This window comes from Billgrantia bachuensis, assembly GCF_011742165.1.
Classification (GTDB): Bacteria; Pseudomonadota; Gammaproteobacteria; order Pseudomonadales; family Halomonadaceae; genus Halomonas; species Halomonas bachuensis.
Map to the genome: position 1 here is coordinate 73021 of NZ_JAAQTO010000032.1, position 18509 is coordinate 91529.

18 protein-coding genes and 1 tRNA gene are annotated in these 18509 nt (G+C 54.4%); 1 reads left to right on the plus strand and 18 read right to left on the minus strand.

Features of this window, described 5'->3' with window-relative positions; translation table 11 throughout:
• Positions 1-29 precede the first annotated feature (29 nt).
• From HBJ55_RS12750 to HBJ55_RS12835, 18 genes are all read right to left on the minus strand, one after another.
• The gene (locus HBJ55_RS12750; RefSeq protein ID WP_167115262.1) at positions 30-1202 is read right to left on the minus strand and encodes a GIY-YIG nuclease family protein; all 1173 of its coding nucleotides are present in this window, start codon (positions 1200-1202) and stop codon (positions 30-32) included.
• Positions 1195-3258, minus strand: coding sequence for a DEAD/DEAH box helicase (locus tag HBJ55_RS12755; protein WP_167115265.1), 2064 nt, complete (start codon positions 3256-3258; stop codon positions 1195-1197). The genes HBJ55_RS12750 and HBJ55_RS12755 overlap by 8 nt, the downstream gene beginning before the upstream one ends.
• Positions 3259-3271: 13 nt before the next feature.
• Positions 3272-4282, minus strand: a complete 1011-nt coding sequence (locus HBJ55_RS12760) for a virulence RhuM family protein (protein ID WP_167115268.1) — start codon at positions 4280-4282, stop codon at positions 3272-3274.
• Complete coding sequence (locus tag HBJ55_RS12765; RefSeq protein WP_167115271.1) at positions 4279-5070, minus strand: hypothetical protein; 792 nt, start codon at positions 5068-5070, stop codon at positions 4279-4281. The genes HBJ55_RS12760 and HBJ55_RS12765 overlap by 4 nt, the downstream gene beginning before the upstream one ends.
• Complete coding sequence (locus HBJ55_RS12770; RefSeq protein ID WP_167115274.1) at positions 5070-7847, minus strand: class I SAM-dependent DNA methyltransferase; 2778 nt, start codon at positions 7845-7847, stop codon at positions 5070-5072. Before HBJ55_RS12770 ends, HBJ55_RS12765 begins: the two co-directional genes overlap by 1 nt.
• A gap of 439 nt (positions 7848-8286) precedes the next feature.
• On the minus strand, positions 8287-9162 hold the full coding sequence (locus HBJ55_RS12775; protein WP_240936097.1) for a relaxase/mobilization nuclease domain-containing protein: 876 nt from the start codon (positions 9160-9162) through the stop codon (positions 8287-8289).
• 112 nt (positions 9163-9274) lie between these two features.
• On the minus strand, positions 9275-9796 hold the full coding sequence (locus HBJ55_RS12780) for a relaxase/mobilization nuclease domain-containing protein (protein WP_167115279.1): 522 nt from the start codon (positions 9794-9796) through the stop codon (positions 9275-9277).
• Positions 9789-10313 (minus strand): plasmid mobilization relaxosome protein MobC, encoded by a 525-nt coding sequence (gene mobC, locus HBJ55_RS12785; RefSeq protein ID WP_167115282.1) that lies wholly within the window; start codon positions 10311-10313, stop codon positions 9789-9791. The genes HBJ55_RS12780 and mobC overlap by 8 nt, the downstream gene beginning before the upstream one ends.
• 160 nt (positions 10314-10473) lie before the next feature.
• On the minus strand, positions 10474-10665 hold the full coding sequence (locus tag HBJ55_RS12790; RefSeq protein ID WP_167115100.1) for a hypothetical protein: 192 nt from the start codon (positions 10663-10665) through the stop codon (positions 10474-10476).
• A 288-nt stretch (positions 10666-10953) separates the two neighbouring features.
• On the minus strand, positions 10954-11961 hold the full coding sequence (locus tag HBJ55_RS12795) for a TrbL/VirB6 family protein (RefSeq protein WP_167115285.1): 1008 nt from the start codon (positions 11959-11961) through the stop codon (positions 10954-10956).
• 9 nt (positions 11962-11970) lie between these two features.
• Positions 11971-12234: an EexN family lipoprotein gene (locus tag HBJ55_RS12800; protein ID WP_167115288.1), complete on the minus strand. Its 264-nt coding sequence runs from the start codon at positions 12232-12234 to the stop codon at positions 11971-11973.
• Positions 12235-12243: 9 nt separating this feature from the next.
• Entirely contained in the window at positions 12244-12891 is a 648-nt protein-coding gene (locus HBJ55_RS12805; protein WP_167115291.1) for a type IV secretion system protein, read from the minus strand.
• A 2-nt stretch (positions 12892-12893) separates the two neighbouring features.
• Positions 12894-13217, minus strand: coding sequence for a hypothetical protein (locus tag HBJ55_RS12810; RefSeq protein WP_167115294.1), 324 nt, complete (start codon positions 13215-13217; stop codon positions 12894-12896).
• Between the two features lie 73 nt (positions 13218-13290).
• Positions 13291-13977: a hypothetical protein gene (locus HBJ55_RS12815; RefSeq protein ID WP_167115297.1), complete on the minus strand. Its 687-nt coding sequence runs from the start codon at positions 13975-13977 to the stop codon at positions 13291-13293.
• A 639-nt stretch (positions 13978-14616) separates the two neighbouring features.
• Positions 14617-15246 carry a hypothetical protein gene (locus tag HBJ55_RS12820; RefSeq protein ID WP_167115300.1) on the minus strand — a complete coding sequence of 210 codons (630 nt, stop codon included), beginning with the start codon at positions 15244-15246 and terminating at the stop codon, positions 14617-14619.
• A 99-nt stretch (positions 15247-15345) separates the two neighbouring features.
• Positions 15346-16104, minus strand: a complete 759-nt coding sequence (locus tag HBJ55_RS12825) for a hypothetical protein (protein WP_167115303.1) — start codon at positions 16102-16104, stop codon at positions 15346-15348.
• Positions 16105-16417: 313 nt separating this feature from the next.
• Positions 16418-17479, minus strand: coding sequence for a tyrosine-type recombinase/integrase (locus HBJ55_RS12830; RefSeq protein WP_167115306.1), 1062 nt, complete (start codon positions 17477-17479; stop codon positions 16418-16420).
• Between the two features lie 97 nt (positions 17480-17576).
• A tRNA-Ile gene (locus HBJ55_RS12835) sits at positions 17577-17653 on the minus strand.
• Between the two features lie 146 nt (positions 17654-17799).
• Here HBJ55_RS12835 and HBJ55_RS12840 point away from each other — a divergent pair.
• Positions 17800-18405 carry a hypothetical protein gene (locus tag HBJ55_RS12840; protein WP_167115309.1) on the plus strand — a complete coding sequence of 202 codons (606 nt, stop codon included), beginning with the start codon at positions 17800-17802 and terminating at the stop codon, positions 18403-18405.
• Positions 18406-18509: the final 104 nt, after the last annotated feature.

Sequence of the window (18509 nt, forward strand, 5' to 3'; positions counted from 1 at the left end):
TACCTAGGCTTCCCCTCCAACAATCATTGTCAATAGCTTACCAAGTTGGCCGTTTTGGGATCGTAAACTACGTCCTTAATCGAACCATCTCGAATGCACTGCACAGCATCATCAATCACTTGTAGAGGCACAAGAAACCACTCTCTTGGCCTCACCGGATGACCAAAACGATCTTGAATTGTCAGCTCAAGCTGTGCCGGTGCAAAGATGCGATGGAAGAGGGTTTCCAGCTTGCGGCGGTTGATGCCAGCCAGCTTGTAAGTGGCGACCACTTCGACATCGGCCAGCAGGTAGGTGGCATCGTGTGCTGCATTGGCAATCCGCGCCTCCACCTTGCCACCGGTGACGCCAATCTTGTGGATTAGTTCGCGGTGCTCGGCAACGAATGGGTGTTCGGACAGGCTGCGCAGCACATAGATGGTACCGCTTTCTATGTCGTCCTCTTCCCAGGTCTCGCTGAACAGCGGCCCGGCATCTGGCTCGGTGATACGGCGGCTTGCTTCATCCTTGTAGAGCGCTCTAACCAGCGACAGACGTAGCAGGTTGTTTTCCGTCCCGTTGGAGAAAATCACCCGCAAGCGTGCATCCTTCTTTCCTTGGGGCGAATCAAACTCCTCCCCCTCATCAGCCACATAGGCGGTCTGTCCATCCAGAATGAACCATTGATTCACCTCAATAGTGGCATTCTTGCCGAATGGTCGAGTGGTTCTCAGTCCGGACCTTAGCTCACTTTCTACTTGATCAAACAGCGCCTTGAAGGTCTCAAAGTCCTCACACCTCTCTCTGTGGGCGATCTCTTCTGCGGCTCGTTTCTCCGCGCTAGAACGGACATGCCTCAGTTCGGTAAGCTCAGGCGCCCCGGCGGCACCGGCCAACTCGGCAAGCAAGGCGTCATCGTCCATAGTCTCTACGGATTCCGCTTCGATGGCGTAGTCGCCATCGAGCAAGCCCTGGTGATCAAGTGGTGTCACCAGGGTTCGGCATTCCTCAAGCGCGCGTATGCGGTCCAAGCGCACGGCATAGAGTCGTTCGAAGATGTCTTTGTCTTCGCCGTGCTGTGGGGTGCGGCCATGCTCGTCGACAAAGCGCTGGATCTCTTCGAAACCAGCGATGATGCGCTCTTCGCGTGCAGAGTGGCCTTTCTTCTTCTCGGGCTGGGCGAAGCCGTCCAGTTCGGCGCGCAATTCGTCCAGATCAGTCATAACGGCCCTCATCCTTAAAGCGCACGAAAGCGGCAGCACCCTCAGCCATGCGTTGTTCCCAGGCGTCCTGTGAGCTGATAGAAGGCAGCCGACCGCGCTCCCTTTTGAATTTGAAAGCCCTCACAGCAAGCTCCTTAGCCTCTTCTGGCGTCAGATTAGTACGTTTTCCGGAGATAACTGCCGCCACCTGTTTCAGGCTGTCTTCGCTCATGGTCTTAGCAAGAATCGCATAGGCCTCGCTGAAGGGGTTGATGCGATCAATCAGATCAATATCAAGCTCCCGCACGTCCATGGCAAACTTGCGCACACCAGCTATCAGCGCCGTATTCGGTTTGGGCTCGTTACTGCCCACGTCAATGGTCTCGTCACCCGCAAGCAGCTGCTTGGCCTGCTGGGTCAGGTTCAGGGCTGCGATGGCATGTTGACGAACGCTCTCTTGGTCTTCCTCATCGAGGTTGGGATAACGGTCCTTGATAATCTTGCCCAAACGTACCTGCGTGAGCTCTTCGGGGACCAGCTCCTCATCGAATAGACCACGCTCAATGGCGTTTTTGTCTTGCACAAAGCTGGCAATGACCTCGTTCAGGTCTTCCTGGCAAATACGATTGGCCTCTTCGCTTTTGGGTTCAGCCAACCCATTGATTTCTATTTTGTACTTTCCAGTTTCTTCGTTGACACCCACGTTGCATTTGTCGGGGTCATAGCCCTCTTCACCGTAGTCGAAGCCCTCCTGTGGGCCGCTGGTGGGGTTCTTGGGCGTGAACTCGAAACGCGGGGCCAACACTTGCTCCATCAACAGACTGGCGGCAATGGCTTTCAGGGTGTCGTTGATAGCTTCCGTCACGGCCTGCTCAGCAGCATCGGGTTCTGCAATCAGGTTGGTGAAGCGTGCCCGTGTTTTGCCTGGGGCATCCCGAGTGGCGCGGCCGATTATCTGCACGATTTCTGTTAGGCTGTTGCGATAGCCTACCGTCAGCGCATGCTCGCACCAGATCCAGTCAAAACCTTCCTTCGCCATGCCCAGTGCAATGATGACATCTACATGGTCGCGATTATTCTTCTGGGTTGGGTCTTTCAGCGCCGCAGATACCCGGTCACGCTTGGTTGGATCGTCGTCCACTAAATCGGCAATTTTCAGCAATCGGCCATCTGGACTTTTAACCAACTGGAAACCCGTTACCGGGTCGGCTCCCTGCCACTCACCTAACTCCTCGATGATATGCTCAACCTCGCGAACCTTGTCCTTGGTGCTCTCTCGGGAATTGACGCTGGGGATATGTACGATGGTTTTCTCGGCTGGATCGAGAACCTTGAGTATGTCGTCAGCGTAGGAGCCTGAATAGAAGTAGTAGCCAATATCGAGCTGCTTTAGGTACTCGTAGCCGTTGAGCTGCTCGTAGTAGGTGTAAGTGACGGTATCGAAGCGCGACTCGTCCTGGGGGGACAGCACTGCCTCGGCATCCCCTCGGAAGTAAGAGCCGGTCATGGCCACGATATGCACTTTGTCACGGGCAATGAACTCCCCTAGGTGAACGCCTAGTTTGTTGTCGGGGTTGGCTGAAACGTGGTGGAACTCATCCACGGCAACCAGCCGGTCGTCGAAGGCGGCAACGCCAAACTGATCGACAGCAAAGCGGAAGGTGGCATGGGTGCAGACCAGTACCTTGTCGTCACTGGACAGAAAAGCGCCCAGCGATTTGACTTTGCCGCCATTATCGGAGCCAGGCGCATTGCAGAGATTCCATTTCGGCTCCACATGCCAGTCTGCCCAGAAACCAAAATCACTCAGCGGCTCATCATTGAAGCTGGAACCGATGGACTTCTCTGGCACCACGATAATGGCCTGCTTGAGTCCTTGGTTGTGGAGCTTGTCCAGAGCAATAAACATCAAGGCCCGGCTTTTACCGGAAGCCGGTGGCGACTTGATCAACAGGTATTGCTCACCGCGCCGCTCGTAGGCACGCTCCTGCATGGGGCGCATGCCCAACGCATTGGACTTGGTGGAGCTGCCATTGCTGGCATAAGAGACGGAAACAGAGGGTACGATCTTTGTCATAGCGCGACACCTATCACGGCTTCTTGCCCTTGTGTTTGAGGTCCTGTTCCAGTTGTTCGATTTCCTTCAGGTCAGCAGCATCCGCTGCCTTGGCTTCCGCAATACGCCGCTGCTGGTCGAAAACCTCATAACGTTCACGGGCAACCTTCTCCATGTTTTCACGGCTAACCGACCCTGCACCTTCGAGAACAAGCTGGTCGTTGAAGGCCAGCATCTTGTCGATATTGTTACGCCAGAAGTCCAGGGTCAGATCCTTCTGTTTCTTCACCCGAAGCTCCGCCTGTTCCAGGAAGATCACCACCAGCCGGTTGAGCGTGTCGATCTCGTCTGCTGTTAGGTAGTTCTTAGCAACGATAACGTCGTGCTTGCGTACCCGCGAACCGCTCCAGTTCGTCAACGCCATGTTGGGTTGGCTGGGGTCTGAGCGCTTTAGGATCAGCTCAGCGGCCGTGTGGCCGGTGGTGGCATAGAGCAGCTTGTTCTGCACCTCGGCAAAGAACTGAGCGGTCTCACGCTCGCGGGCCTGGTAGTCGGAACTGAGGGCAAACAGATCACGGACCTTCTGGTAAAAGCGTTTTTCCGAGGCCCGTATATCTCGGATGCGCTCCAGCAATTCATCGAAGTAGTCCCAGCCACCGGGGTTCTTCAGGCGCTCGTCATCCATTACGAAGCCCTTGAGCAGGAACTCCTTGAGGTGGGTGCTGGCCCACTGGCGGAACTGTACTCCCCGAGGCGATCGGACCCGATAACCAATGGCCAAGATCAGGTCAAGGTTGTAGTAACTGATCCTCCGTCTGACCTGGCGATTACCCTCAGATTGAACTGTCAAGGAATCCTTGACAGTTGCCTCTGGGTTTAACTCATTGTCTTCAAATATGTTTTTGGCATGCAGAGAGACATTCTGCTTGGTGGTCTGGAACAGCTCGGCAATTTCCAGTTGGCTTAGCCAGATGCTGTCGCCCTCCACCCGAAGATGTAGTTGGGTTCGGCCGTCATCTGTGGTGTAAAGGATCAGCTCGCTCATAGATTGGGGCCTCCTTGCTGACGACTTGCTGCCCGCTGGTCATCCAACATGACCTTCGCGAACCAGTCCGGGACTTCCAGATCTTCGCGGTCCAATATATTTTCAGGGACTTCCTTCCAGAAGGACGCAATCGCGTCTGAGAATCTTTGTAGCTGGCCGTCACTCACAGAGAGATGATCATAGTCCAAATAATTTATGCCTGAAAAGCCACCGCCAATATGGCCCAATGGATCAGAAAGATACTCCGGGTAACGTTGCTTCAAATCATTTAGCGAGCCGCCTTTACCATGCTTATAGACATTTACCACCAAGCGACAAGCATCAATCTCAGAGAAGTAATCTTGACTGCGAATTTTCCAACCTAGACTTTCCATCAGGTCGAACAACTTGCCAACGTCTACGGTCCACACTTTTTCTGCAACAATGCCGCCAATATGCCAATGGCGAATCTCACCTGTCATCCATTTTCGCAGATGTTTGTCCCATTCATGATACATACCCGCCACAACACTGAGCTTGGTTTGCTCACGCAAATCGCACATCATCCCATAGAATTCCACACTGGCGTCACACGCACGTTCTTCGAACTCTCCTGGATCGTGACGGTCTGGATCGAAATATTGGCTATTTTCCTCCAACCAGCGCTCAGCTGCCTTGTCAGCCTCCCCCTTAATGTCATCAAATTGTGACAGCAGCCGCTTATTGGCTTGCTTCACGTAAAAAAGGTGCCCGGCTATCAGCGACTGCCGGAAAGGCTCCCACATCTGAAACAGCGAATAGCCGCCCATCAGGACGCCCCCCGTTTCGTTTTGCTTTTCGAGTGAGAGGAAGCCGTCATCTTGGTGTACAGCTCGAACAGCTTTTCCAGTCGTTCAGTATCGTTCTTAAAGCGTCGGCCGATGTAGATGCGCTCAAGCACCTCGTCATTTTGCTCATGGGCTTCACGCAGGTTGGCAGGCATCTTTTCGGGGTCGTAGAGATCGGCAATGGTGGCAGGGAAGTGGGCTTCCCGTGCCAATAGAATGTTTTTGGCGCAGCGGGTCAGGTCGGCTTTGTTTTTCTCAGTCAGGGTTGGGACCGGGAAAGTATTCCAGCCCATTGTATTGGAATAGCGAAAGTCGGTTTTCATTTTTCCACAAACTGTTGCTATCCAGACTAGGTGAAGGCGAGATGCGATCAGCGCCATGTTCCAGAGCGGGGCGTCGTAGAGCCCAAATGCAAGATTTGTCAGTGTTGTTTTTGAATCAACAATGCCAACTGGTAAATACGGTCTTCTTTCTGAAGAAACGCTTGGCACAACAATGGTGTGATTAATACCAATTCTCATCAATTTGAGCTGATGTGCTCTCTTTGCGAGCGCATTTGCTCCCTTATCCCTGCTTGCAAGCCGGACTTCGCGCACTGCTTCTATTCGCTCGCGTAAAGCGGGAATAGCTAGCGCTTCCTCTAAGTTATCGTCTTCAATCCATACACAGAAACGCAGCCTGGATTTAATGAAATCTTCTGACCCATAGATTCTTCGGATGAAACGCTTGTGTTGCGCAGGGCTAAGACAAAGGAGGGGAAGCTCTGTTGGTCCAACCAAAAGGTTGCCACCATCTGAGGGCTTGTTTCCAAACTCCATAGTCGCGATGGTTGAAATCGATTTTCTCCGCTTCTCAACAATAACTGGATTACCAATTGTCAAATAAGGCGTGATCGATATTCCTTGGCGTACGACAACCTCTCCATTTTCGTCATGCTCGTAAACTAGTTTCGGCCCAGAAGAGACTCTCCCTAGCGCGACAATAGCCACTGTCACACCTGCATTGTAGCTCGCCAAATTTGCCCACTTGAATGATGTGTAAGCGAATCGAATTTCGATTCCGGCACCATAGATGACTGGCCACAGGATAGGGACGGACTGTCCTTGGCATATTGAGTTTGTTGTTACAAATGCAACAACAGCTGGGGATTGTGCAATATAGTCTACTGCCTTTACGAACCAACCTGAGACGTAATCAAGGAAACCGCTAGATGCGGTTCTTCCTTGAAGGATGTTTCTTATTTCGGACTTCTGTTCAGCGCTTTGCCAAGTGTTCCCGAGATAGGGGGGATTGCCGCAAATATAGGTCTCCCCGCCTTCGTTCTCGAAGTCGATCTGCGCTTGATCAAGCGGTGAATCAAACAGGTCATCCGCGTGGAGCTTTACCCCCGTTCCCGTGGGCGGGCAGATGCTGAGCCAGTCCAGTCGCAGGGCGTTGTCGCAGGTAATCCAGTTCTGGGAATCCAGCGGCAGGAACTCGGCCAATGCCAGCTTCTTGCCGCGATACAGCAGGTCGCACTGGTATTCAGCAATGATCAGGGCAAGTCGGGCAATCTCGGCCGAGAAGTCACGCAGCTCGATGCCGCGAAAATTGGTCAGCGGGATCTCCGTAGGCCGGTTGGGTTCTCCCCGGCGCTGGTTGATTTCGGCCTCGATGGCGCGCATCTGCTTGTAGGCGATGACCAGGAAGTTGCCCGACCCGCAGGCTGGATCGAACACTCGGATTTTGGCCATGCGGTTGCGCAGGTTAAGCAGCTTGCGAGAGTTTTCGCCAGCTTCCTCAAGTTTCTCCCAGAGGTTGTCCAGAAACAGCGGATTCAGCACCTTCAGGATATTGGGCACACTTGTGTAGTGCATGCCCAGCGCACCGCGCTCTTCGTCGTCCGCTACCGCCTGAATCATGGAGCCGAAAATGTCAGGGTTGATCTGGGTCCAGTCCAGGCTGCCGATATGCAGCAGGTATGAGCGCGCAATCTTGCTGAAGCGCGGCACCGCCACGCTACCCGAAAAGAGCCCACCATTCACATAGGGGAAGCCATCATCTGCCCAGCGGGGAATACTTGCCGTCGTGCGTTCGGCCTGTTTGGTGTTCATGGCACGGAAGATTTCGCTGATCACCTCGTGGGTATTGGCGGAATCCCGTGCGCTCATCTGGGCCACGGTATCGGTAAACAGGCCGCTTCCAGCGAAAATGTCGGTGTCTTCCGCGAAGAAACAGAAGATCAGCCTTGCCATGAAGTGGTTCATTTCATGGCGCTGTTCTTCCGTGCCCCAGTCTGGGTTGTCCTTCAGCAGCTCCACATACAGCCGATTCAGGCGGCTGGTAGCGCGAATGTCAAAGGAGCTGTCGCGCACCTGCTTGACCGTGGTGATGCCTGCCAGCGGTAGGAAGAAGCCGAAATGGTCAGGGAAAGCCTCATAGGTGCAGGCCACCGTCTCACCAGTTTCCAGATCTTCAGCCTCGAAAACCACGCCATCGGTTGCCAGGATGTAGCGCGCCTTGGCACGGGTGGTCGCCGGGCTGGCCTTGAGGGCCTCCAAGGTTTGCGTAACGGCTCCGGCATCCGCCACTGCGATATGGATATTGTTGGTCTGCAACACGCCGCCAAGATCGGACTTGTTGGATGCACCCGAGCGCAACCGTTTGATGGTGGTAGCTTTATTGCCGAAGGCTTCCAGGAAGGCATAGGGGAATTCAGCCGGGTCAAAGGGCTGCTGTGCCAAATCTGATATTGCGGCTTCGATTTCTACTGCGTTCATAAGGACAGGACATTGTGGCTGGTGGGGTGGAGCGTGAGACGCACATGCTGGCTGGCCGCGTTGGAGGTCAGTTGGTTGAGTCGGCCAACGACCTGTCGGCTCAAGCCGGCCAACTGATGGCGACTATCCTCGCCACGCTCCAGGACGGCTTGCAAAGCGCTGAGGTCCATCGTCACACGCCCTCGCTGATAGCCAGAAACCGATTAAGGCCGCCCACTGTGCACGACATCCAGTGTCCACGATGCCTTCCCCCACGTATCAGACGCTAATTATGAGTAACCGAAAGAATCATACACGGCATGGGCGTCCTATCGCAGCCCGATTCTCCAACGCAGGTAGAAGCCGATGCGCTCCCACCAGCACAAGCGGGTGACCAGCAGGCGCGTTGAAGCTCAGATACGCCAATCTGAGCAGCCAGCCCAGTAGGAATCCATCTCAACTATCGTTCGTCTTGGTGCCCCTGCGCCCTGCCCTTCTCTACCCCCTGGTGCGTTTGAGCACTCCCTTGCAGCCGCCCCGCGACCTTCTCCTGGAGCTCATGACGCTCAGCCTTCATCGGCGGCATGGAGCCCACAAAAGCCACGATGCGCTTGGCCAGCTCCTGGTCGTAGGGATCGCGGCTCTGCGCCAAGTCCTTAGCCGCCGTCAGCCAAGCCTTGCGGACGTAGGTCTGGCGCTCCTCGATGTGATCCTCCCAGGGCCGCGGCTTCGGGGCTTTTCCGGTCCGCTGGTCGCGGAAGTCTTCAAGGACCTCCCGGACCTTCGCCTGGTCCACCTGTGGCGTCTGGCCTTTCTCGCGAATGTGGTGCACCACCTGGTTGACGCCCCGCTTGATCACGCCACGGGTGACGCGCGGCGTGGCCTCGGCTTCCACCCCTCGGCGCTCCAGCTCGACCGCGAAGGCCTCTCGCCACTTCTGCGGGTCGCCCTTCTTCACATTCAGCCGACGGCCGTCATAGCCCAGGTTCTTCACTGTCAGGTGGACGTGTGGGCTCTCAGTGTCTGTGTGCAGCGCCATGACATACTGCTGATTCTGGCCAAACTGTCGTTTGGCGAATGCTCGGACGGCATTCTTCACGTCATGCGGCTCAGTGCCGGCAGGCATGGACATGACGATGTTGGTGGTGTCGCGAGTGTTCTTCCGACGCTTGCCCTGGTCCTGCGACCAGTCCCTGGCCAGTGCGCGAACCTCGTCTTCCCCTTTGATCACATCGCCGCGCTCGTCTTCGAGCTCCAGCTTGCCGTTGCGGCTGATGTAGTCCAGGTGGGACTGGACATGATCGGCTCCCTTGGCATTACCGGTGATCTTCACCATAACCTCAGGCACTCGACTTGCTACGCGGCGCGCACGCTCCCGATTAGCGGCCCGGTTGCCCTTATGCTTTACTGGGCCTTCCAACAAGTCGGCAATGGTGTCATCAGCCAGACTACCCATCCTTCCTCCTTCGGGTGGCCTTTAATGTGGCTTTCGCTTCCACGCCGTACCGTTCCAACTCGGCCGCAAAGGCCTCCCGCCACCCCTGCGGGTCGCCCTTCTTCACATGCATCCGGCGCCCATCAAGGCCAAGGTTCCGTACCGTGAGTTGGACATGCGGGTTGTCAGTGTCCGTGTGCAGGGCCATGACATAGCGATAGTTGTGGCTGAACTGGCGTTTGGCGAAGGCCTTAGCAGCAGCCTTGACCAGGTGAGGTTCGGTACCGTCAGGCATCGACAGGACAATGTTCGTAGTTTCGCGTGTGCTCTTGCGTCCCCTGGCATTTGGTTTCTTGGACGTGATGGTCCACTCCTTGCTGAGCGACCGGACAGCAGACGGGCCCTTGAGCTCTTCGCCGTTTTCGTCCTCAAGCTCCACGGCTCCGTTCTTACTGATGCGAAGAAAAACACTCTCTACTTGCTCCGCATCGTAGGCATTACTAACGATCCGTACGACGACTTCCGGCTTATCCATCATCCCTCCACCGATTCATGTTCCTGGACAGCAGACTGGCCACCTGGTCCTTGTGCTGCTCAATGCGCTCGGCCAGCGCCTCGATGGCCTCCCGCTTGAGCTTGTCGCTCTCTCGGAATTCAATGTTCAAAGCCTTGGTGATCTGGTTCAGGTTTTTACCTATGGCACGCAATTCCCGGTTTGATTCCCGCAAGACGGCGACCTCTGCTTCTGTCAGCACGGGCTCTCTATGCAGTTCAGCCAGGACCATCGCCGTGACCCAACTGGTCCGGCTGGGATAGCCCTCCTCTTGAGCACGTTGTGCTAGCCAGCGTTCCTGAGAGGGTGATAGGCGGATGGTGAGCTTTCGGGGCCTAGGTTCGTTCTCTTGGTCGTCCGCCATTACAGTCGCAGCTCTGCCGGCAACGCGATGAATCATCCGCCGCAGCATGTCCGACTCGCGTAGGCCGTTGGCCTTGCAGAACTGCGCCCAGGCGTTCTTCTCGATTTCTGTCAGGCGTGCTTCAACTCTCGGCATAGTCCAGTTTTCTCCACCGCTGAGAGGTGGGCTAGGCAAGTTTGCCGGCATACGCCAGCACTTGCCGAATCCTGCCCTAGCTCTAAACCCATTCATTCTTTTCGTGCGTACGAAAAATGGCTGTCGTCTCAGATGAAGTTAATGGCAACAGATACGAGCGCTAGGCTTCGCCATTAGTAATAGGGGAGGGACTTTGAACACTCTCGTTTGATCCGGCTCCCGGTGGTGAGTCTTCGGTTTCAGAACGCTCGCGCCGACGCTTGGCCATTTCAGCTTTCATCCAATGGCCGGCGGCACGCATCTCAGCCCGCAGGTCCTCGATCTCCTCGGGTGTCAAACGGCGGTAGCTCATGAGGTCTCCTCCTGAGATGTATCACGCCGGAGCTCCGGATATATCGCTGCGCGCCATCGCCACTGGAGCATGCACACGGCAATACCTGCCACACAGACGAACAGAGTACGAACAGTCTCGCCATCGCCAGCAAGGGTGCCGCTGACCAAACCAGGCAGTTCAGGGAGCAACGCCACGGACAGCAGGATACCCACCATCAGGAGCAAACCTGAGAGTCCCAGCTCCCCGCCTCGTTTTACACGCGCCCAGCGGACTCGCCAGGTGTCGATCCACTTAGTTCCCATCGTTTCAACCTCCCGTAATCGTGTTGGCACTGAAGCGCTTCTGGTAGGCCCGCTGGGCAGCCCTACCAGCCTTGTAAACGCCTTTTGCTGGAGCCGCCGCTGCCGCACCAGCGAGACGAGCGTCACGCTGGACACCACGATATTGACGCCGGATCGTTGAAGGACGCATGGCGTTCATGGCTGAGCCGAGGGCACCTTGCGTTGCTAGCGCGATACCGCCGCCCAGGGCCGATGCCATGGCAGGCACCTGCTTGAGGAACAAGAAACAAAGCCCAAAAAACATCACAAAGACGGCAGCATCCCACATGGTGGTCAGGTCTCCTCCGCCTGCCGTCATCCTGTCCAGGAACAATTCACAGAATTCGAGAGCCAGTCGTCCGCCAGCGGCCGCCAGCACCAGTATCATTCCGAAATTCATCACTTGACCCAACCAACTCTCGAACCACCGCTGAGTGGTATTGAATAGAAGACCAATGATGAACAGTGGTCCAATGGCTAGCAGCAGCGTAGTCATGATCTTGCTCAGCAAGATAAGGAACGCCACGATAAAGGCCACGGCGCCACCCGCGGCAAGGATGGCTAGAGCAATCAGGTACAGTCCAAAATTGCCGTTCATCACGCCAGCCTTGTCCCAGGCCCGGTCTGCAATTTCGAATACTCGAGAAAAGAGATCGTCCATGATGCTGGCCATGCTGTCGGCAGGTGTGCCGGTTACAACAGCCGCGATTTCCTCCGGGCCGTGAGACAACACATCAACGACAACATCCATGTAAGTGCCGACTGTCAGACCCAGGGTCATGATGAAGCCAATGCGGATGATGCGAAAAACACCCTCCTGCAAGGGCTCACTGACCTTTCCAAACATCATCATGTAGCCCCAGATGGCAATCCAGAGGATCATCATGCTGGTAAAGATCGGTGCGATGTATGCGACCACATCCCCAACGGTGCTGGATATATAGGTGTCCAGAGCATTTTCGACGAGCTCGAAGGCCCCTTGAAAGAGATCCATAAGCCCTCCTTACCAGATATCACGAGGTTCGCCACTGGACAGCATTCGTTCGGCTTCCCTGGCATTTATGCAATTCGAGTCGTCTTTCAGCTCACCGGGATTGTTCGCGCATTCTTCCAGTGTGGCCCGGCGTTCGTCGTCGTGGGCCTGATACCAGTCCACAGTCTGCACCGGACCGGTTTCCGGGGTGTCGTCAAGGCAACCGGTCAGCACGACGCTGGCCAGAGCAACGATCACAAAATTTCGTGCGCACGAAAATTTCCTGACACTCATGGGGCCTCCTTACCAGATGTCGCGGGGCTCGCCGGATGACTCGATGGCCATCTGCTGAACGCGCTGGTTGTGCATTGCCCGGTTGGCCTCGGCTTGCGACCGGAGCATTGTCAGCTTGGCCATTTCGTTTTGCAGCATGACTTCCTCGGAGCCGATACGGGCCTGTAGGTCCAGGACGTCCTTCTGGTCAGGGCTGTTGTTGACCTGGGCCACCAGGCCGGTCAGCTCGCTGAAACGCTCCTGAGCCTGCTCCAAGGACTTTTGGGACTGGCCCAGCCAGGTTGCCGTGTTCTCGTTGCCGCTGTCGTACAGGACCGCCACGTCGCCGGACAGACCGTGTTCGTTCGCGCTCCTGATGCCGGCGCTATTCAGCACCTGGTTGGGGTCGGCGTTCACGGCCGTGTCATAAACCGAGTCAATGACGCCAGCCAGGCCCCGAGATCCGCTCATGCTGTCCAGTTGCCTATTGGCCGTTTCGAGCTGGTCTTGCAGTTGTTCGAGCTGGCTCAGCATGTGCTCTACTTGCAGGATCTGCTGGGCCAGGTTCGACGTGTCGATGACGGGAATCCCGCCAGCCATGGCAGGCTGCGATAGACCGATGGTGGCCGCGAGGGTGAAACCAGCGATTTTTCGTGCGCACGAAATTTTGTTGCTCATGATCAGACCTCCTTTTGACGATTCTGGCGGGTCGCCTTAGCCTCCAGACGCCGTTTTGTCCTCTGGAGCGTGAGCGACCGTTTTTCAAAATCCAGGCTTTTCAGGTCGATGGACTCCATCACCTCTTTCATCTCCTCGATGCAGGTGAAGAAGTCTTCGGGAAGGGCTTCCAACCCTTCGGTGAGAAAATCGCAAGCGTAACCGGCAATGATCACCAGAGTTTGAATCTCACTCTGGATGGCGTGCTGTTCGACCGCGTGTGATCGGTACAGCCGTGACAGGCCACTGTCGGTGAAGGCGGGTGTGGTACCCTGTTTGTTAGCCATGGATGCCTCCTATGCAGGCAGTCGTGGTTAGGCGCGGTCGGGGCCATCACCCCCGTTCCGCGCCGCTTGTATCCTATGTGCGGAGTGTTCTACGCATCTCTTCCACTGCTGGGGCTCCTACCTTATCGCTGCCGTAATTTCTGGCTATGAGGTCTGCTCTTTGCTGGCCCAGCAACTCAGCCATCTCGGCCCGCGTTAATTTTGATTCGGGCCCAGGATGACTCTCAACTTTGGCCGCCTCGCTTTTATTTCTTGATGTACTCTGTGTTGTATTCTCTGTAATAGATTTGCCCTTTGGTAGAATCAAGGTTTGACCATCCTGATCACCAGATTGGCCAGAAGGGACAGCAGAATCTACCAAAGGGAAAAACTGGGAATTACAGCTACTTCCAGAAGGCTCGTCATCAAGTTGCTCCGCAAGAAGCTCAAGCAAGCGCTCACAGTTCACCCGATACCACATTTTTGCAGGAACATCTCTCCTTTCTTCTTCCAAGACGCCAATTTCTACTAGCGACTTCCTAGCGTTGGCCTGCTGCTTTGGAGACAGGCCAGTCTCTGACTCCCAGCTATCTCTGCCACGCTGATTCTTGTAAAACCACCCGCCTCTTTCCTCCGCCTTGGTGTTACGTGTCCAGTAAAATGCTTGGCTAAGAAAGACTGCACCAGGAACCGAAACTCCGGGAAGGAGCGTGAACGCAGCATGATAGGCAACCACCCTACCCAGAATTTTCTGCACTACCGATGGACTAACACGCGCCATATTCAGAAGACTCCAAATTCAGGGCTTCTTTTACTTGGAGCGTCCGAAAATAGACACGACGCCCTACCTTAACCATTGTCGGCTTAAGCTTCCGCGAGACCTCAGTATCTTTATAAAGGGAGACCCGCACGCCATCGGGTGAGCGACCAAGAAGATCCGCCAAGTCTGATATGCTCATCAGAAGGCCGAACCGCTCAACAAGATAATCTTCAACATTCATAGCTAGCACCCCATCAGTCATACATCGACGAAATCAATGCTAACCAATCAAAAACAAAGCTCAAGCGCGCAAGTTTTCAAAATCTATTAACATGCCCCAACTTGATCATCAAAATAGTATACTTTGATGATCCATTTTTTGGGAAAATATCCAGCACTCAAGCTCTTAACAAAAGCAAACAAAAAATAATACCCGCATTGCCAACGCCGGCACAGATAGCTCAGAGGAATAATAAGAATAATAACATTATTATTCTTATTGCTTCGGGCCCTCTAAGCGGCCCGACGTCAGGCAATTTTCGATTTCGGGTGGCCGCTTATAGGTGATGAACAGCTCAGGAATCTCGCTGTCTTATTCCTTACCACGCTTTCGTGGCCGACGCTTGCCGTTGTCTCCCTCAGGAGCCGCCCCTATTGCTATCACATAAAATTGACGTGCCAAAACTCAGTATCACCAGTAACATTTTGAACATGGACTTGCCCGTATTCGAACAGAGGCTCATTTGATATGTAATGAGTATTAAGCTCTGGTTTTGCATGATAGATCAGGTTGGCCTCAAAGGACTTAAGCAGCGCTTCAGCAGTTTCGTACGGCTGGATCCATTCAATAGGGATTTCATTGCCATCTCTAAGAAAAACCACACAACAAAGATATACTCTTTTATTCATGTCGTTATACATAGGATGATGCAGCTTGGTAATAGCACTATGCCCTGCAGCAAACCTTGAGCTTTTAGAAGACGTTTTCCCAATATATACAAGCCTTTCGCATTCATCATCACCCACTGTGATTAAATATATAGGATAACAAGCCAAAGGAGGATTTCCAGCACAGCCTGAAGAAATATATTCTTGGTTGGTCTCACAAGAACCCTCCAAGCTTTGTGGCGGCAGGCCCACTGTTTCATGCAAAGCAAAAGATGTTTGAAGAACTAAAAAACATCCAATTTCTTTATCTGGACTTAACAGGCTCGGATTTTCTAAAGACCTTTTAAAATAAAAATAATTCCCCAGATTATTTAGCGGCCTGTATGTAAATTCAAATGCCATTACCCCTTAACCCCCTAAAAAACATCAACAACATCAACTAAAGCCAAGAAAAGATTGATGCAGACTATTCAGCAACTAAACCATGATCTTTTTTTCTCATCATTCATCAAGGCTGAAGTAAATATCATCCTCATCCTCGCAACAAGGCACATCACAAATTTTTGTAGCGTAGCATCTTTCACAGTACTCTGCCGGTACCTCACGGCAACACCAGAAACAGTATGGCGCTCCTTTTTGCTCCATGACGAGGTATTCATGCCTACACTTAGGGCAAGTATCAACGCCAATAAATTCTTCTGGTGAATCTTCAACCTCAGGGTCCCAGCTTGGCCATTCTTCCTTGATCCAAGATTCAAGCCGATGATCTGCGATGGCATATCGCTCATTATAATCCTCTACCAGTTCGCGAATATCTTCGAGCAATGTCGATTCAAACAAACTTTCAGGCTGCTGCCCGAGTTGAAATTCCATAAAATATAAAGAAAACCTTAAAGCCTGAGAGATGAGTTCATGGTCTTCGTCTTGGTGATCATAGCGATGATGCTCAATTTCATTTCTTTTAGCTTGTAAGTTTCGGATAGTTTTAGCTTGATCTTCAGGTATTTTCATCTTTAGATTTTCTAAGCGAATCAAAATATCAGAGAAGCCTACCGTGGGTGAACTCCTCGTTATTTTCTTATCAATATTCTTATAAATAAGAATTGGATTCACTTGGTAAAGATACTCTTTTAGCATCAGCTCAACCGAATGAAATATAGTCAATATTGCATGCTTTCTAGTGCTGTATTGACTGCCAGACATATAAAAATGCATTCCAACCTTTAAAGAATCTAGTGCATTTTCAAAAATCGTACTCATAACTCCTCCCGCTTTGCATAAAGCACAATCAGCTTAAAGAATGGATTAATCAAAAGATTCACCTATAGTATCATCACCTACTCGCCTAGCCCACCACTATAAGTTTTTCGCCAAGCAACAAATATTATTTACGGAGAACGGATTCTAGCTTGGTCTAATTCGCCATGCACGTTAATTCCTCTAGCTGAATGTAGAATCAAGAAAGCTTTTTCAGCGCAACTAGGAAAAAAACTTGAGCTTAGTTTTTATAAGTTCGCTTGGATTCTCAATTATCTATCGTGATCCTGAAAATCACGAAAGTTTGTCAATTATCTCAGGCACCACTCATTCTATCCAGCTTCTCGACCAAATCCTCTGCCCTCAGGTGCGTATACCGCCGCAGCATCTGCATCGACTTGTGCCCACTGATCGCGGCGACCTCCTGGTCGGATAGTCCTGCCTCTACCAGCCGGCTGACGGCTTCGTGGCGTAGATCGTGGAAACGAAAGTCATCGAGTCCGGCCTTCTTCTTTGCCTGGTTCCAGAGCTTGGTGTAGGCGTAGGGACCACGCTTTCCGTCCCTGCCAGGCTCGCCGAAGAACACCAGGTCGCAGTCGAGCGGGCGCACCGGGTTGTTCAGCGCTTGCTTGAACACCTCGGTGGCGGCCTGGGTCAGCGGCACCAATCGAGCTTCGTTGTTCTTGGTGTCGGTGAGACGCACCACACGGCGCTTCACGTCGACCTGTGATCGGGTGAGGGTCAGGATCTCCGACGAGCGCATACCCGTCTCCAGGGCGATTCTGGCGATCCAGGCCAGCATGGGATTGCTGTGCTGCCGCAGCACGGCAAACAGCCGCTTCTCCTCGTCAGGGCTCAGGCGGCGGTCACGCCCCTCCCCTGGGCTGGGCTTGCGGATGTTCTGGACGGGGTTGTAGGTCAAGCCGAGGCCCCATTCCTGAATAGCCACGGTGTAGAGGTGGCCGAGCAGGGCGAGCTCCAAGCGCACGGTATTGGGACTGATAGGCTGGCCACGATGACCAATACTGTTCAGGCGGGTGTCACGGAAGTTGGCGATCAACTCCGGCGTCAGGGCCGCAAGGGAATACTTGCCCAGGTGTTCGGTCAGCGTGCTGGCCTTGTGGCGCTCGCTTTTCTGGGTGCTGGGCTTCTTGGTAGGGGTAACGTCGGCCAGGTAGCGCTTGAGCGCCGCTTCCAGCGTCATCCGCTCCGAGGCGCTGCGCTGGATATAGACGCCACGCACCATTTCGTCTTCGGTGCGGCGTGCCCAGTCCTGGGCGTCGCGTTTGGTGCGGAAGGTCTTGGCGGTAGTGGGCCAGCCGGTCTTGCGGATGATGGCTTTCCAGCTACCAGATGGGGTCTTGACGATGGTGGCCATGTAAATCTCCAGGGGGCTGAAGTATCGGCACTGTACCGAAACTGTACCCTTGGAACATGGGACTCACCAGGGAGAATTGCTAATTTGTTGATTTTAATGGTGGGCCCAGCTGGACTCGAACCAGCGACCAAGGGATTATGAGTCCCCTGCTCTAACCAACTGAGCTATAGGCCCTGCATTGCGCCGCCGTATGATAGCGAAAGCTGCCGAGTGAGGCCAGAGGCTCGGGGTCGGCTTTTTCCATGCCGCCGGTTCGGGCACTTCTCGGCGTATGGAGTGTCTTCTGGGGTGAGCCTTCCGCTCCAGGAGACGCACCGCTGATGAAACGCCTTTTCTCTTCTTTCTCGCTGATGGCCCTGGGTGCCTCCGCCCTGCTGTTCGCCCTGCCGCTGGCGGCCTGGGAGCTCGACCCGGAGCGCTCGCGAGTTTCCGCCACGGTGATGCAGATTACGCCCGACGGCCCCATTCCGCGCCAGCACGAGGTGCGGCGGCTGCGGGGCAGTGCCGATGCCGGCGGCAACCTGGAGCTACCGCTACGGCTCAACCAGAGCGACGTGGTCGAGCGGCTCGGGCAGCTGCCGCCGTGGCTCTCCGGCATTACCGAGCGGCCCATGGCCACCTTGACTACCCGCTTTCCTCCCGAGCGGCTGGAGCGCCTGGGAGTGGGCGATTCGCTGGTGGAGAGCCTGACGATGACGGTGCGCTCCGGTAACGCCGAGCGCAAGGAGTCGCTGCCGGTTCGCTTCACCAAGACGGCCGAGGGGCAGGTCCAGGTCACCAATGCCGAGCGAGTGGCGCTGGATGGGCAGGCGTTGATGGCCGACCCCACCCTGCGTTCGGTGCTGCTGCTGCTCGGCTACGAGCAGATCGGCGACGAGGTGCCGGTCACGCTCGATGCGCTGCTGGTGCAACCAAAGGACTCATAATCCCTTGAGGTAGCGCCGCCCCCTGCTCATACCGTTGCTCTGCTCTCCTCCAGCGCGCCGGTTTGCACTCTCCACTGGGCGGCGTAGCGGCCGCCCTTTTCTCC